General features: G+C 40.9%; 18 protein-coding genes and 1 pseudogene. 10 read left to right on the forward strand and 9 right to left on the reverse strand.

Annotated elements, in window-relative coordinates; translation table 11 throughout:
* Window positions 1-46: 46 nt before the first annotated feature.
* From atpG to FD716_RS01605, 6 genes are all read left to right on the forward strand, one after another.
* A complete protein-coding gene (atpG, locus tag FD716_RS01580) occupies window positions 47-916 on the forward strand; it encodes a F0F1 ATP synthase subunit gamma (protein ID WP_139850626.1) in 870 nt (289 codons plus the stop codon).
* Window positions 917-942: 26 nt separating this feature from the next.
* Window positions 943-2,337 carry a F0F1 ATP synthase subunit beta gene (gene atpD, locus FD716_RS01585; RefSeq protein WP_139850627.1) on the forward strand — a complete coding sequence of 465 codons (1,395 nt, stop codon included), beginning with the start codon at window positions 943-945 and terminating at the stop codon, window positions 2,335-2,337.
* Window positions 2,338-2,363: 26 nt separating this feature from the next.
* Window positions 2,364-2,783 carry a F0F1 ATP synthase subunit epsilon gene (locus FD716_RS01590; RefSeq protein ID WP_139850628.1) on the forward strand — a complete coding sequence of 140 codons (420 nt, stop codon included), beginning with the start codon at window positions 2,364-2,366 and terminating at the stop codon, window positions 2,781-2,783.
* 113 nt (window positions 2,784-2,896) lie between these two features.
* Window positions 2,897-3,202 carry a hypothetical protein gene (locus FD716_RS01595; RefSeq protein WP_139850629.1) on the forward strand — a complete coding sequence of 102 codons (306 nt, stop codon included), beginning with the start codon at window positions 2,897-2,899 and terminating at the stop codon, window positions 3,200-3,202.
* A gap of 220 nt (window positions 3,203-3,422) precedes the next feature.
* Window positions 3,423-3,896: a DUF2846 domain-containing protein gene (locus FD716_RS01600; protein ID WP_139850630.1), complete on the forward strand. Its 474-nt coding sequence runs from the start codon at window positions 3,423-3,425 to the stop codon at window positions 3,894-3,896.
* Window positions 3,897-4,264: 368 nt separating this feature from the next.
* Window positions 4,265-5,227: a hypothetical protein gene (locus tag FD716_RS01605; RefSeq protein WP_139850631.1), complete on the forward strand. Its 963-nt coding sequence runs from the start codon at window positions 4,265-4,267 to the stop codon at window positions 5,225-5,227.
* A gap of 85 nt (window positions 5,228-5,312) precedes the next feature.
* Here FD716_RS01605 and FD716_RS01610 read toward each other — a convergent pair whose 3' ends face one another.
* The 6 genes and pseudogenes from FD716_RS01610 to FD716_RS01635 all read right to left on the reverse strand — a co-directional run.
* A complete protein-coding gene (locus tag FD716_RS01610; protein WP_139850632.1) occupies window positions 5,313-5,909 on the reverse strand; it encodes a hypothetical protein in 597 nt (198 codons plus the stop codon).
* Window positions 5,910-6,042: 133 nt separating this feature from the next.
* The gene (locus tag FD716_RS01615) at window positions 6,043-6,594 is read right to left on the reverse strand and encodes a glutathione peroxidase (RefSeq protein ID WP_139850633.1); all 552 of its coding nucleotides are present in this window, start codon (window positions 6,592-6,594) and stop codon (window positions 6,043-6,045) included.
* Window positions 6,595-6,728: 134 nt separating this feature from the next.
* The gene (locus FD716_RS01620; RefSeq protein WP_139850634.1) at window positions 6,729-7,244 is read right to left on the reverse strand and encodes a hypothetical protein; all 516 of its coding nucleotides are present in this window, start codon (window positions 7,242-7,244) and stop codon (window positions 6,729-6,731) included.
* A gap of 256 nt (window positions 7,245-7,500) precedes the next feature.
* Window positions 7,501-8,052 carry a PilZ domain-containing protein gene (locus FD716_RS01625; protein ID WP_139850635.1) on the reverse strand — a complete coding sequence of 184 codons (552 nt, stop codon included), beginning with the start codon at window positions 8,050-8,052 and terminating at the stop codon, window positions 7,501-7,503.
* Between the two features lie 165 nt (window positions 8,053-8,217).
* Window positions 8,218-8,988, reverse strand: coding sequence for an AraC family transcriptional regulator (locus FD716_RS01630; RefSeq protein ID WP_139850636.1), 771 nt, complete (start codon window positions 8,986-8,988; stop codon window positions 8,218-8,220).
* A gap of 20 nt (window positions 8,989-9,008) precedes the next feature.
* Window positions 9,009-9,197, reverse strand: a pseudogene (locus FD716_RS01635) (MFS transporter); the annotation flags it as partial.
* Here FD716_RS01635 and FD716_RS18795 point away from each other — a divergent pair.
* Window positions 9,166-9,333 carry a hypothetical protein gene (locus FD716_RS18795; RefSeq protein ID WP_171476962.1) on the forward strand — a complete coding sequence of 56 codons (168 nt, stop codon included), beginning with the start codon at window positions 9,166-9,168 and terminating at the stop codon, window positions 9,331-9,333. The pseudogene FD716_RS01635 and the gene FD716_RS18795 overlap by 32 nt on opposite strands.
* A 109-nt stretch (window positions 9,334-9,442) precedes the next feature.
* Window positions 9,443-10,348, forward strand: a complete 906-nt coding sequence (locus FD716_RS01640) for a DMT family transporter (RefSeq protein ID WP_139850637.1) — start codon at window positions 9,443-9,445, stop codon at window positions 10,346-10,348.
* Window positions 10,349-10,464: 116 nt separating this feature from the next.
* Here FD716_RS01640 and FD716_RS01645 read toward each other — a convergent pair whose 3' ends face one another.
* The 3 genes from FD716_RS01645 to def all read right to left on the reverse strand — a co-directional run bounded on the left by FD716_RS01645 (window position 10,465) and on the right by def (window position 13,562).
* Window positions 10,465-12,447, reverse strand: a complete 1,983-nt coding sequence (locus tag FD716_RS01645) for a TonB-dependent copper receptor (protein WP_139850638.1) — start codon at window positions 12,445-12,447, stop codon at window positions 10,465-10,467.
* 68 nt (window positions 12,448-12,515) lie between these two features.
* Window positions 12,516-12,941 (reverse strand): DUF2946 family protein, encoded by a 426-nt coding sequence (locus FD716_RS01650; RefSeq protein ID WP_228714896.1) that lies wholly within the window; start codon window positions 12,939-12,941, stop codon window positions 12,516-12,518.
* A gap of 90 nt (window positions 12,942-13,031) precedes the next feature.
* Window positions 13,032-13,562: a peptide deformylase gene (gene def, locus FD716_RS01655; RefSeq protein WP_139850640.1), complete on the reverse strand. Its 531-nt coding sequence runs from the start codon at window positions 13,560-13,562 to the stop codon at window positions 13,032-13,034.
* Between the two features lie 122 nt (window positions 13,563-13,684).
* Between def and FD716_RS01660 the strand changes: the two genes are divergently transcribed.
* Together FD716_RS01660 and dprA are read left to right on the forward strand one after the other, a co-directional pair.
* Window positions 13,685-14,569 (forward strand): hypothetical protein, encoded by an 885-nt coding sequence (locus tag FD716_RS01660; RefSeq protein WP_139850641.1) that lies wholly within the window; start codon window positions 13,685-13,687, stop codon window positions 14,567-14,569.
* Window positions 14,570-14,649: 80 nt separating this feature from the next.
* Entirely contained in the window at window positions 14,650-15,783 is a 1,134-nt protein-coding gene (gene dprA, locus FD716_RS01665) for a DNA-processing protein DprA (RefSeq protein WP_139850642.1), read from the forward strand.
* Window positions 15,784-15,789: the final 6 nt, after the last annotated feature.

Consider the following 15,789-nt stretch of genomic DNA (forward strand, 5'->3'; position numbering starts at 1 on the left):
CAACCTTCGGAGGCTTGAAAGGGCCTTCGAATACTAGGTTAAGCGTATGGCAAATTTAAAAGAAATTCGCGCCAAAGTAGCCAGTATCAAAAGCACGCAGAAGATTACGCGTGCGATGCAGATGGTGGCTGCTTCTAAGATGCGTCGTGCGCAAGAGCGCATGGCTCAGGGCCGACCGTATGCCGAAAATATGCACCGTGTAATTGCTCACTTAGTCCAAGCAAACCCAGAATATAAACACCGTTATATGGTGGATCGTCCGGTGAAACGTGTTGGTTACATCATCGTTTCGTCTGATCGTGGTTTGGCTGGCGGTTTAAACATTAACTTGTTTAAAAAAGTTGTTAAGCATGTGCAAGAACAACAAGAGCAATCCATCGAAGTTCAATTTGCTTTGATTGGTCAAAAAGCGGTTTCGTTTTTTAAAAGCTACGGCGGAAATGTGCTTGGCGCAACGACACAAGTTGGCGATGCACCGAGTTTGGAACAGTTATCTGGTTCAGTACAAGTGATGTTGGATGCGTATGATAAAGGCGAATTAGATCGTATTTATCTCGTATCAAACGGCTTTGTAAATGCCATGATTCAAAACCAAAAAATCGAACAATTGGTTCCTTTAGCAGCTGCTGCTGAGGACACGGATCTTAACCGTAGTTATGGTTGGGATTACCTCTATGAGCCTGAAGCTGAAGAGCTTTTGAATGGCTTATTGGTTCGCTATATTGAATCTGTGGTGTATCAAGGTGTGATTGAAAATATCGCTTGTGAACAATCTGCACGTATGGTCGCAATGAAAGCTGCAACCGACAACGCAGGTGACTTGATCAAGAGTCTACAGCTCATTTATAACAAGCTGCGTCAAGCCGCGATTACTCAGGAAATCTCTGAGATCGTTGGTGGTGCCGCTGCCGTTTAACATTATTTTGAATTGAGGAGACAGCAATGAGTAGCGGTCGTATCATTCAGATCATCGGCGCGGTTATCGACGTCGAGTTTGAACGTAATAGCGTTCCTAAGATCTATGACGCTCTCCAAGTTGATGGAACTGAAACCACTTTAGAAGTTCAGCAACAACTTGGTGATGGCGTTGTACGTACCATCGCAATGGGTTCTACAGAAGGTCTTAAACGTGGCCTAAACGTAACCAATTCTGGTGCACCAATTTCTGTACCTGTCGGTACTGCGACTTTAGGTCGTATCATGGACGTTTTAGGACGCCCAATTGATGAAGCTGGTCCAGTTGAAACTGAAAACCGTTTGCCGATTCACCGTCAAGCACCTTCATATGCTGACCAAGCAGCTTCAACTGATCTTTTGGAAACAGGTATTAAAGTCATCGACTTACTTTGCCCGTTTGCGAAAGGTGGTAAAGTTGGTTTGTTCGGTGGTGCCGGTGTTGGTAAAACTGTAAACATGATGGAATTGATCAACAACATCGCGAAAGCTCACTCAGGTTTATCTGTGTTTGCTGGTGTTGGTGAGCGTACCCGTGAAGGGAATGACTTCTATCACGAAATGAAAGATTCTAACGTTCTAGACAAAGTAGCAATGGTCTACGGTCAGATGAATGAGCCACCGGGTAACCGTTTACGCGTAGCGTTGACTGGTTTGACCATGGCTGAATACTTCCGTGATGAGAAAGACGAAAACGGTAAAGGCCGTGACGTATTGTTGTTTGTTGACAACATTTACCGTTACACATTGGCCGGTACTGAAGTGTCTGCACTTCTCGGTCGTATGCCATCTGCAGTAGGTTATCAGCCTACGCTTGCAGAAGAAATGGGCGTACTTCAAGAACGTATTACCTCAACTAAATCAGGCTCGATCACGTCAATCCAAGCGGTATACGTACCTGCGGATGACTTAACGGATCCATCGCCTGCAACAACATTTGCTCACTTAGACGCAACTGTTGTATTGAGTCGTGATATTGCTTCTAGTGGTATTTACCCAGCAATCGATCCACTCGATTCTACTTCACGTCAGCTAGATCCTTTGGTTGTTGGTGTTGAGCATTATGAAATTGCACGTTCTGTACAGAACATTCTGCAACGTTATAAAGAGCTTAAAGACATCATCGCAATCTTGGGTATGGATGAATTGGCTGAAGAAGATAAATTGGTTGTTTACCGCGCGCGTAAAATCCAACGTTTCTTCTCTCAACCATTCCACGTTGCTGAAGTATTTACGGGTGCGCCTGGTAAATTGGTATCGCTTAAAGAAACGATTCGTGGCTTTAAAGGTATTTTAGCAGGTGAATACGACCACATCCCAGAACAAGCGTTCTACATGGTGGGTGGTATTGACGAAGTGATTGCTAAGGCTGAGAAACTTTAATTAGCGCTCTAATTTAGGAGATTCTCATGGCTACTTTGCAATGTGATATCGTCAGTGTTAAAGAGTCGTTGTACTCAGGCACTGTAACGATGCTGATTGCTAAAGGTGCTGGCGGTGAACTGGGTATTATGCCTGGTCACGCTCCGCTAGTGACTTTGCTAAAACCAGGTGCAATTCGCGTGCTATTGGAAAATGGTACTGAAGAATTAATCTATGTATCTGGTGGCGTGTTAGAAGTTCAACCGCACGTAGTGACGGTACTTGCAGATACTGCGGTCCGCGCTGAAAACTTAGATGAAGCTGCAATTTTAGAAGCACGTAAAAATGCTGAACAATTGTTAGCCAATCAAAAGGGCGATTTGGACGCTGCCGCAGCGCTTGCTGCATTAGCAGAAACAGCTGCACAGTTAGACACCATTCGTAAAATTAAAAACCGCGCAATCTAATTGCTGGTTTAAATATAAAAAAGCCACCGTAAGGTGGCTTTTTTATGATTTTTTGTTTTATAAAATGCTGTATTGGCTATACTTTCTGCATACATTTTGGAGTCTATCGCGCGATGCAATTGATTGAGTTAGAACCGCACTTTTGGGAACTTTACCAAAATGACAATCAATACTTTATGAGTGTTGCTGTCGACATGAGTTCCGTGGTGTCATGTTGGGACTTGGCGCTTACGCCACAAGAAATTACAGCCTATAAAACGGTTGGGCGAGCCAGCATCGATGCACTGGCCAAGTCTTTTATTGCGATGGCTTATAAAGGTGATTTTTCTAATCTGGAAAGTCGCATAGCTTCCACAGCAGATCAAGAAGGTATGCAAGCCAGCTATCGTGCTTGGCAACTCAGCCAGTCCGCAAGCTAATCAGGTCACCATCAATACCCATAAAAGATCAAAGCGTATCATGTACTTTACACCCGATTTTTTACTTTATTGCGAGTGACAAATGAAGTCGTCGTACCGTATTTATCTGTTCGTGAAATCGCTGCAGTTGGTCGGATATTTTGTGTTTTTACAACAAAATTAGTTTACATTTCTAGCTTCTTTGTAAAGGGAGTTTAGTAATGTTTTAAAGAGTAAGTTATTGATATTAATATCTATTTCAAGTCTATTTGTCGGTTGTGCCTCGGTACCTAAAGCAGATCAAAAACTAACACAAGAAACAAAGAAATTAACCGCACCAGTGGGCGAAAATGCTGCCATCTATGTATATCGTTCTAATAATATTGTGGGGTCGGCACTGAAAAAGGATATTTGGGTTGATGGGGAATGTTTGGGGGAGACTGCACGTGGTGTATTTTTCTATAAAGAAATTTTGGGTGGGCAAGAACATATTATTTCCACAGAATCAGAGTTCTCACCCAATCACTTAAAGCTTAAAACTGAAGCAGGCAAACAATACTTCGTGCAGCAATATATTAAACCGGGTGTTTTTGTAGGTGGGGCAAATCTTAAAGTGGTTGATGAAGCGCAGGGGCGAAATGCGATTTCTGAATATCAACTTGCGCAAGCAGGTAAATGCAGTCACGCCAAAATTGATATCGCCGCAGTAAAATAACAGGGCGTGATTTGTTATTTTAGCGGTGAAATCTAGTGGCTTCGATCGCGATTGTGGATAAGTTAAGGGTTTTCCACAATCGTGGTTGGGGATGATTTTAATATGACGATGCTATCTCTTGGAGATAAAGCATGCTTTGGAATAAGCCACAAATCCTCGATTATATTTAGTATTGCTTCAATTTTTCGTTGCAGCCTATTTGAGAATACATTGAGTTTGTCATTAGAAATTGGGATTTAAAGCAAAATAATAAATTCTGTTTGCTCATTTTTTATAAGTTTAACCATTTGGTATTTATACCGACTTAGCAATGTAATACTTTTTGCGTAGATATGCTCATTAGAACTTTAAAAATAATGAGGATATTCATGTTAGAAGTTTATATGGTGCTTGGTTTTGTGCTTGCTGCATATTCAATTATCGCAAACGATGCCATTCAGACCCTGGGGACGTTCATTTCATCAAACAGTAAGCGCCCATGGTGGGTGTTGTGGTTGTTTGCCAGCAGTGTACTTGTTGTCGTTTTACTTTATGGGTGGTTTAGTTCGGGCGTGGGGGACGCCTCTTATAATCGCCTAGATAAAATTCCCTTTCCTGAAGGGGGCTTGACGTGGCTATATATTATTCCACCGATTGTGATCCTGATTTTGACCCGTTATTCAATACCTGTCAGTACTACTTTTCTTGTGCTTACCATTTTTGCACCAAGTAATTTGGGCTCAATGCTAACCAAATCCTTAATGGGTTATGCGGTTGCCTTTGTGGTGGCAATTTTACTCTATCGCTTTGTGATTAAAGGCATGACGGAGTATTTTGACCGAACCAGTGGACAACCGGCACCAAGCTATTGGATTGGATTACAGTGGGTTGCAACAGCTTTCCTCTGGAGCCAGTGGCTCATTCAAGATTTAGCCAACATCTTTGTTTATTTACCACGTGAAGTGTCTGCTAACTGGATGGCTTTTGCAGTTGTGGTCTTTGTGGCGTTATTGGGGCTAATTTTCTATCGAAATGGTGGTGCGATTCAACAAATTGTCACTTCGAAAACAGGAACCACGGATATTCGTGCAGCCACTATCATTGATTTTATATATGCGATTATCTTGCTGATTTTCAAAGAATGGAGCAATGTTCCAATGAGTACCACTTGGGTATTCTTGGGTTTACTGGCTGGACGAGAATTCGCAATTTCGATGCATATGTTTAAACCTTCTGTGAATGAAACTGCAAAAATTGTGCGTAAAGATGCAGTTAAAGCGGGCTTAGGTTTGGCAATTAGTGTGCTATTAGCGTTGGGTCTACCTTGGATCTATCAGATCACACAGTCTTAATATTTTTAGCTTAACTATTTGAAAAGCAGCACAATGTGCTGCTTTTCTTTATGTTGCTGAGGTGAAGCACTATATTTAATACGACCTATTTTTCAGCTTTTTCATCAGTATCTGAGTTGCTTGTTTCTGTATCTGCATTAGAAATGACCAATGCTGCGAGTTGTAGCATATCTGCTTGGATGAGACCAAGCTGCTGCTCGATTTGACTAAAATCAACTTTACTTAAATCCACTTGGCCATTGAATACTGGCATCGCCAATGCTTGTTGGCTTACTTCGAGTACTTGTTGTCTAATTTTCTCAACTTCTTGGCTTTTTAAGTTTAAGCCATTTAATGCACTATTCAGTGCGGTAAGTTGTGTCGTCAATGCCTCGACACTTTGCTTTAACAAGGGTTGGTCTTGGGCAGAAATCGCCTGTTGTAATGCAGTTTGGCTTTTTTGCAGTTGAGCGAGGTATTCGCCTGTTTTCAATTGCATATTGGCTGCATCACGAATGATGTAGAGTATATTTCCATTTTCTAGCTGAGAAATATCGACAACCTGTGCAGGTTGAGTTTGCTCAGTAGCGGTTTGAGAGGGGGAGCTGGTATTGGCATCACAGCCATATAGACTTAAACCAGTGATGAAGGTCAGGGAAAGGCCGAGCAACTTGATTTTAGATTTCTGTATGACTTTTAACATGATTTTCAACATTTAATTTAACGATTACATCTCACTATAGAGATGTAATCATTAGAAGAATAGGCTTATTGCAAACGTATAACAGTTTTATTCATGTTACAGCAAAGGGGCTCTTGAAATGCGCTATTCAAGCTTAAGCGGATTGCTTTAATTCATTTTCAATTGCTGCAACTAAACGTGGATCATCTGCAGTAATGTCAGGTGCAAAGCGAGCAACCACTTCACCTTTTTTATTGATGAGGAATTTCTCAAAGTTCCAAAGCACTTCTGGTTTTGCATTGGGTGTCAGTCCGTAATCCTCTAGATCTTTCCACCATTTACCTTCACCAATACGTTCTGGAATGGCATGAATTAGGGTGTCATAAAGTGGGTGCTTGTCTTCACCTGCAACTGAAATTTTATTAAACAATGGAAAACTTACATTATAGGTTAATGCGCAAAACTGTTGGATTTCCTCATTACTGCCCGGTTCTTGTTCTAGAAAATTATTCGCAGGAAAACCCAAGATTTCGAGACCATCTTGTTTTTTCGCTTGATATAAACTTTCTAAACCTTCGTATTGTGGGGTAAGTCCACATTTTGAAGCGACGTTCACCAACAGTAAAACCTTTCCTTGATATTGGTTTAAGTCGGTTGCTTGGCCTTGAATATTGTTCAGTGGGATATTGTAAACCGAGTGGCTCATCCTTGTACTACCTGACTAAATAGAATTGAAGTACACCTGTTTTATCGAGATTTACGGATGATCACAAGCATTATTATTAGTATTTTAAAAAAAAGCGTAGGCACTTGGCCTACGCTTTTCCTTTCAAAAAACAATTATTTCACTTCAGCTGCTTTCGCTTCTAGCTTTTGCATTTCAGCTGCCAATGCTTGTTGTAACTCGCCTGCTTTTTTCGCTAACTCACCCATTTTAGTTGGATCTGGTTTTGCAGAAATTGCAGCTTCGCTGAGCTCAACATTTACGTTTTGGAATTCTTTCATTTTTTGACGAGCTGAATCAACTTCGCTACTTTTTAGCGCTAATGCATCTAACTCTTTATTGTATCCTTCAGTGAAAGTTTTCATGCCTTTCACCATTTCTTCTACTGCTGCTTTGTCGCCAGTTTTAGCTGATTCTAAAAGTTTAGTTTGAGCTTCAGTAGACTCTTGCGCTTTGGCGATTGATAGCGCTTTAATTGCAGCTAAATCGCTTTTGATATCAGCTGCATTGTTGCTGCTTAAAGCGACAGCTGGAGCGGTTTCTTTCGCTGTTGCAGTGTCAGCTGCTTTTTTATCACATGCTGTTAAAGCGAATGCACTTGCACAAAGTGTTGCGATTAATAATTTTTTCATCAGATTTCCTTAAGGACAATTAATTTAATTTTGAATGCGTTATTCAAGTTTTAAATGAAACTAAACATGTATAGACACTATTCATATTCATTTAAAATGAATAGTTATCATATTTCTTTCTATAGATTTTGTATATTTATCATTATGAATAATAACAAAAAAGTTAATAATCATCTGATTGTCATTAATAGTGAATAAACATTAAAAGCCATTATCAAAAGAAAAGCACAGCGTTAAATCTGTGCCGTGTAAGATTTTATTGCGGTTGAGGCGCGTTGATAAGCTGTTGTAATTGCATCATATATTCTTGTATTTGTTGCTGTTGCTTTTCTGACTCAGCCGTTAATTCAGCCAATTTGGTTGGGTCTGGGGGGGGCTCCATTTCAACGATAATGAGGTCTGCATGCAATTTATTTAGTTGTTTAAGTTTGTAACGTACGATATAGACCTCATTTGACTGAATTGGTAAATCATCAAGGCTTTGGTTAATGCGGGTGGTGAAATCAGCTAAAGCAGTTTTTACTTCAGCAATCGCATCCGCATTTCCTGTTGCAGCCGCGCTTTCAAACTTTTTTTCAATCGCACTTGATTCAGTTGCCATATTGTTCATTAGGCGCTGTACACTTTGAAAATCACTACGGATATCAGCAATATTGTTGTGGCTTAAGTTGGTTAAAACCGTAGGTACAATTGGATTTGGGATAGATTCTGCTGTAGTTTTTTGAGGAGTGACTTCTTTGGGTTTTTCATTGCATGCGGTTAAGGTAAATGCACTTGAACAAAATATTATAATCAAAAGTTTTTTCATGATATTCCTATTAAAAGAGAAATGATTGGCATCTTAGCGTTAAGTATTCGATGAGATAAATGTGCCTTATATAAATCTTATTGGCATGTATTTGATACAGGCCGTATTTTTTGCTATCAATACAGTGTATTTATCATAATATGTAATATAACAAAAGAGAGAAAGCTAATTATTGCGCATTTGTGCTGGTGTTTGACCTGTATAACGTTTAAAGAAATCGATAAAACTTGAACTATGTTGATAGCCGAGTTGGTAGCCGATCTGTTTAATCGCCATGCCTTGTCTAATTTGTGCAATTGCATAGACAATCTTGGCTCGGTTGCGCCATTCCGAAATAGGCAGTTGTAGTTCTTGTTGGCTGAGGCGCAGAATCTGTCGCTCACTTAGGTCAAAGTCTGCCAAGACCTGTTGCAAACTTTGTTTAAATCGCGTTGGTTCTGCTAGTTTTTTTAAAATGGGCGCTAATAGGCCATGATTACTTTGTGGTAAATACTGATCATAGGCAGGTGCCATGTAAATTTGATCGAGTAATACCTGCAACAGATGTCTGTAATAGGGCGTATTGGTTGGGAGAGCCATCTTTCTTTTTTGCTGCAGGAGTAATTCAGCCACGGTATGCCGAAAAAAAGGCTCGATACTCAAGGTTTTGCAGCTGGTTGAGAAGTTTTGGCACAGTATTGGATGAAGCCGAATACAAACATAATGAGTAATGTGATCATCTAATGCTGTGCTGCAGTGTGCTGTTTGTGGCGGAATCCAGATCCCATAATTGGGTGGGGACAAAAACTTTTTTTGGTCAATATCAAATTCTAATAAGCCATTCAAACTAAAATTGAAGTCGCCCCATAAGCAACTATGCGGCGTAACAATATCGTGCTGTTGATAATGGAACTCTTCAATTTCAATATACTGATCAAGTTCAGTCAATTTATGCATGCGATATAAACGTCAACTCTTTACCCATCACAGGTGATTTTAGGATTGTTCAGCCCGCGTGACCAAGTGAATATTGAGAGCAAGGCCAACATGATAAAGCTAAGTACGCTATACAATAGAATATTTGCACTGAAATGATCAACTACAAAGCCACCAAATAATGATCCAGCTGCAATCATGACCTGGAAAATTCCAACAAAAAGCGGCATAAATATTCAGGATATGACCGATTATTATTCGACTGTGGTGCAGGGGTTTACGTTTCAAGCGCGAGATGGGGTTTCCAAACAGCAACTGAATCAAGTCATCCATATCGCCATGAAAAGTTGGCCGCTATTCATTTGATTGCAGCAGGTAAATGTCTTGATTGCGCTATGAATGTCTGAAATGCCTTGTTTTAATTAAATCAGACTTAGACGACAATATAACCTATCTTAAGAAAATGAGTTTGCAAATGAATCAAGAGACCAAATTACATTGGTGGGCATTTTGTTTGCCGGTGATCGCAGTATTAATCTGGTCAATGAACATTGCAGTGACCCGCTATGTGGTGGATTATATTTCACCGATGAGCATTAGTTTTTATCGCTGGTTTATTGCTTTCATTGTATTAACACCATTTATGCTTATGCCTGTTTGGAAGCAAAGACATCTGATTACACCGAATATAAAAAAGTTGGCCGTATTAAGTGCTTTTGGAATGTTCTTATATCAAGGTCTTTCCTATTATGCTTCGCATCATACTACGGCCACCAATATGGGCATTATTAATGCTTTCATTCCAATTTTTACCATTTTTGTCTCAATGGCGATTTTAAAGGATATTCCGAATCGCTTCGCTGTAATCGGAAGTTTCTTATCTTTCTTTGGCTTACTCTATGTGATGAGCGGTGGTGATTTTTCCAGTTTAGTGACCGCTGGTGGGCATTGGGGTGATGTTCTAATGCTCTGCGCTGTATTTTTCTATGCTTTCTATGGGGTGTTTCTAAAGAAATGGCAGCTTAAAATGCCTTTACTGATCAGTTTATATATCCAAATTTTCTTTACCCTGATTTACCATCTACCGTTTATTATGTGGTTAGGACTCGATCCGATTACTGCAGAAAATGCTGGTAGTGTATTTTATGCAGGACTCTTTCCATCTCTCATTGCACCCTTACTTTGGATGATGGCAGTACAATATATTGGGCCAAATCGTACCAGTATCTTTATGAATTTGGTGCCAATCTTCACTGCGATTATTGCCAGTTTCTGGTTGGCAGAAGCTTGGACGATTTATCATAGTATTGGGGGGCTTATTATCTTGGTGGGCATTATCTTGGCGCAAAAGAAAACTGCAACAGTTCCAGTCAAAGCATAAGCAAAGATATTTGATGTTGATGAAGTAGTGAATAGCAGTAAATACTTTGATCTCATTTAATCCGAGATAAAAAATAACCGAGCACAGTGGCTCGGTTATTTTTTGCTGAATCTAGTTTAGAACTTCATGCTCATACGTGCCCAATAATTGCGGCCAATATTATTAAACTGTTCATCTGATGCGAAGCCGAAGCCAGCATTTCCGAGTTTATTTAAATGTTCGGTATAGGTGGTATCCAGTAAGTTATCAATGCCGACTGACAGATCTACACCAGAAGTGAGGTTGTAAGTTGCATTGATAGACAGAACATTAAATGATTTGCTTTTACCAATGTCATAACCCACGATATTACCTTCATTCAGGCTAATACGATTTTGTGAAGCAACTGTACGCCATAATAAGCCCACATTATATTTGTCTTCGACATAACGTAGATTAACGCGCGCTTCAAGTGGTGCAATTTGGGGTAAAGCGGTATTGTCTGTGGTGTTTTCACCCCAAGCATACATGGTGCTGACATCGGCTTGAATTTGATCGGTAAATTGATAACCCACACCCGCCTCAGCTCCAGCGATGGTCGCATCAACATTACGACTTTTCGTTATTAACTCACCTTTTTCATTTGGAACATAGGTCATTAAAATAAAGTCATTAATCACACCAGCATAACCTGAAGCCCACGCACTGAACGCACCATGTTCAAACTGGGTACCAAAATCGAGTTGTGTGGTTTTTTCATTTTTCAATAAATTAAATGGTTTAATTGTCGTTCCATAAAAATCAGTACTAAATAACTCCCAATAATCAGGTACACGCTCGACATAACCCACGCCAATATAGTTTTTTAAACCATGTTCAGCGATTTCATTTTCCAAACGCACAAAGCCACTTGGCAAGGTTTCTTTACGCGTGGCCTGGGTGTTGAAGTTACTAATATCTACCTGATCTAAACGTGCACCAGTTACGATCTTGTTGGTGTCATTTAGTGGATAGCTAAGTTCAGCAAATGCACCGTATGATTCGAATTTCATGTCTGAAACTAAATTCTTGGCGTGTTTGTTGTGCTGACTATCAATCCCAGTTTTTAGGCTTAATTTATCCCATTCAGCAAGCATATTGGCGCTAGCATTCAAAGTGCGACGGGTAACTCGGGTTTCCATGCGCATGTGGGGAGGGGTGCGTAAGCTAAAGTTGTCCATGATGTGGTTGTTATTGCTGTAATCGACTTGGACGTCGACTTGCTTAATGACCTCACTCAAGTTTTTCTTTTGCAAATGAAGACCTAAGCTGTCTCGTCTAAATTGAGAACCATCCATTTTACGACCAGCATAAGCCATTTCTGCATCGGCTTTACCGCCTTTAAGCTCAACCCAAGTGTCATCATCTGGAGTCCAACCAAAGGCTAGATCTGCATTCCATTTCTTCCAGTTGGAATGAATCGATGTGCCATCACCATCTTTATAGTCATCCGAAACTGAACGGCTGCTGTTAAGGCGCGCATATTTGGTTTCATCACCAATCGCAGTTTCAATGTTGTGGTCAAGGCGGCCATAAGAACCCATCAAGACACTGGCCTGTCCACGATACGGTTTATCTGCGGTTAGTTTTTCTGGTTCACGTTCAAAGCTCACGGTTGCAGCTGAACCAGTATGTGCGTATTGCACGGTTTGTGGGCCTTTCACCACAGTAATGCGGTCATAACTTTCTGGTGAGATATAAGAAGTCGGACTATCCATACGGCTTGGGCAGGCGCCTAGGTTTTCCGTACCATCTGTGATGATTTTAATGCGTGAACCAAACATGCCCCTAAACGTCACGTCACTGTTGGCACCGCCACTTTTAACTTGATTAAATCCGGGAATGTTTTGTAGATAAGCTGCACCATCAACTGCAGGGATGGGTTGTACAGCTTGCTTTGGATCTGCGTGGATAATCAGACCATTGGCGTCATTTGCTAACTGTGCTGTCACGACAATGGGTGCCAATTGAAGTGGAGTGTCTGGGGTGTTGTGTGCATCACTTGCCAATGCGCTGACTGAATAACTGGCGACACAAATCGCAGCCGTAAGTGGCTGTAAGAAGAATTTAGGCTGAGCCATTTTAAATCTCTCTTAAAACATAAATAAAACAAGGCTAGAGTCATTGAAGACCCGTTTAAGGTTTTGATTTATGCAAAAAGAGGGGGCGCTCGTCCTTGGGGGATGAGATAGAGCCGCTGTAGTACAAAATAGACATGATGTACTGCTTTTTGAAAAGCAATCAGTCGAACTTGGATGCGATCGATAACGGCGATCAGATTGAGTTCAGGTGGCAGCACCAAGTTGCCATAGACTGTACAGTATTGGCATTGATGATTTAGACCGTGATGATCGTGTGGCTGTGGTGGGGCTTTAATGCTTTGATTGTGCTGCTGATGCGAGTGTTCGGCATGAGATTGTTGCACAGCATAGTAGTTGCTTTCTGCTAAGGCGAGACTGACCGTTTCACAGACCGGTGCAACTTGATATTGCTCCGGTAGTAAAGGCTGTAGAAATACAGCGATCTGTAAACATACCGCTGCAAATCCGAGCAACAGTCCCTGTCTTAACAACAAAACGTTCATCCCAACATTTTTTCTGTGCGAAGTATAGCAAAGCAAAGATGTAATTTGTGAAGTGGAGCTAGATTAAACTTAAAAGCCATTTTAGCGTTTGCTTGCAACTTTTTCTTTTTGACGTTGTTTGACCAATTTTTCAACTTTTTCACGTGCACGTTGACGCTTCAGTGGAGACAAATAGTCGACGAATAACTTACCATTTAAATGGTCGATTTCATGCTGTACACAGACTGCTAATAAACCATCTGCTTCAACTTCAAAGGCTTGTCCTTCAAGGTTTAGCGCTTGTATTTTTACGCGTGACGGGCGCTCAACTTTGTCGTATATTTGCGGTACGGAGAGGCAACCTTCTTCATAGGGTTGAGTCTCTTCAGTAAGTGGTGTGATTTTTGGATTGATAAAGACCAATGGATCGTCTTTTTCTTCAGATAAATCCATCACCACCAGTTGAATATGTCGATCTACTTGCGTTGCAGCCAAACCAATACCGGGTGCTGCATACATGGTTTCGAACATATCTGCGACCAGTTGGCGAATCTCATCGGTCACATGATCAACAGGTTTGGCAATCGTACGCAAACGAGGATCAGGAAAACTTAAAATGGGTAATAAGGCCATACGATATCCTCACTGATGCTGCGATTGAGCGTAGCAGTACTGAAGCGAGTGCTTCAAGAATTAAAAAAATAGGTTTAGCCCGCTAGTATAACGCAAATAGCGGTATATTTTTAGGAATTATCATGATGACAAAGGCTTGCAATTGCAGCTTATTTTGCCGTATCGCAATCTTTAAGAAATGGTTGCTGTTCGCTTTTTTTAGTTTAGCGATTTTGATGTTTGAAATGCAGCCGGTTATCGCTGCTGAAACTGTCTATTTACATCCCAAAATACGGAGTGAGTCACTTTCTCAATCTGTGAATACACTTTCCACAGCACAGTTGCGACCATGGTTAGCTCATCATGTCATCGTTAAATCCGATTCAATCACCGAGTTACCTTCTATTGTTGGTAGTGTGGATCATCGTCTTATGGTTGGGGCTGGGCAAACGGTATTTGCAAATGGCAAAGGATTGGTTGTGGGGCAGCAGTACGGTATATATCGTAAGGGTGCGCTTTATCAATCAAATCTCGCCAAACTTAAATTTAATTTTGATGCGCTCGATATCACTGAAGTGGCTACAGCGACAGCAATTGCCTCCAAGCAGGGCGTTACGACACTTGAGTTGAATCGCAGTCAGTACGGTGAAGTTCGTTTGGGTGATATCGTCATGCCGCAATATCAAGATACAGGAGCTGAAACGGGTATTGCAGCAGCACAGTCTAAACAATTTACGGGTGCCCGTATTATTCGAGTGATGGGTTCAATTGATATTGCAGCAAAGAATAATATTGTCACCATTGATCGAGGTCATTTACACGGTGTGAGTGTTGGGCAGATTCTACAAATTTTTCAAGATGGCCAGCAAGCGACAGATCCGCAGCAGAAAAATAGGGTCAAACTACCTCATCAGCATATCGGTCAGTTGGTGGTTTTTAAAGTATTTGAACAACTGAGTTATGCTTTTATTTTGGAGAGTTCACAGCCCATTCAAATGGGGGCTTTGTTAGCAGAAGATACGCTTTAGTGGGTAACCTAGATTTTTAAGGCAAGACATTGCTCGAACAGTGCAATGAAAAATAAGAATAAAGAGGACGATAAAATAAAATGTTGATGGAAATCTCAGAGGAACATTTGGCGCATATTAAGCTTTGGTATTTGGTGCAACATTCAATTTCGAGCTTTCATAAATTACAGCAATACTTTGGCTCAGTTGCAGAGGCAGTTAAAGAAAAGAACTTATTCAATTGGAAAGCATTGAATATCCATGCCAATCATATTCAGCGCGCAGAAAGCTTCTATACATCTAAAAATCAACAGCAGTTTTCTAAATGTATTCAACAAATCAAACTACATAGTGACTTTATTTTGCTCGACACGGAAACTTATTATCCGCAGCAACTCTTACCGTATGCCGACCGTCCACCGTTATTGTTGGGAAAAGGCGCTTGGCAAAACTTAAACCATCCACAGGTTGCAATTGTTGGTAGCCGAAAGCCCAGTCCACATGGCAAACAAGTCGCTTATGACTTTGCTTACTATTTAAGTGAAAAGGGCTTTTATATTACCAGTGGTCTAGCACAAGGTATTGATGAGGCAGCTCACTTGGGTGCGTTGCAGCATCATCGTACCATTGCCGTGATTGGAACAGGAATCGATCAGGTTTATCCTAGCCAAAATAGGTACTTACAAGAGAAGATTTTACAGCACTCCGGTACGATTATTAGTGAGTTTTTGCCCGATACTAAACCTTTACAGCATCACTTCCCACGCCGCAATCGTATTGTGAGTGGCCTGAGTCTGGCGGTATTGGTGGCTGAGGCAGCCTTGAAAAGTGGTTCATTAATTACTGCGAAGGCTGCAGCAGAGCAGGGGAAAATCACTTTCGCCATTCCGGGGCATATTTATAGTGAATGCTATCAGGGCTGTCATCAGTTGATTCGTGAAGGGGCGATTTTGATTGATCATCCCGAACAGATGATTGAAGATTTGGCATTACCTACACAGTGGCATTGTCAACAACAAGTGAACAATGTCGCGCCTGAACCTGATCCAATTCTCCCTGAGCATCTATTTGCACTTTATCAATTACTCGATTGGACAGGGCAAGATACGGATAGCTTGGCGCAGAAACTTGATTTAAATACTGCAGAATTAACGGCTTATCTGATGGAATTAGAACTGCTTGGCTTTTGCATACAGCAATTCGGCTTATATATACGTTGCCGTAATGTGCATTAGTGTTCA

Source organism: Acinetobacter pullicarnis (assembly GCF_006352475.1).
Taxonomy (GTDB): domain Bacteria; phylum Pseudomonadota; class Gammaproteobacteria; order Pseudomonadales; family Moraxellaceae; genus Acinetobacter; species Acinetobacter pullicarnis.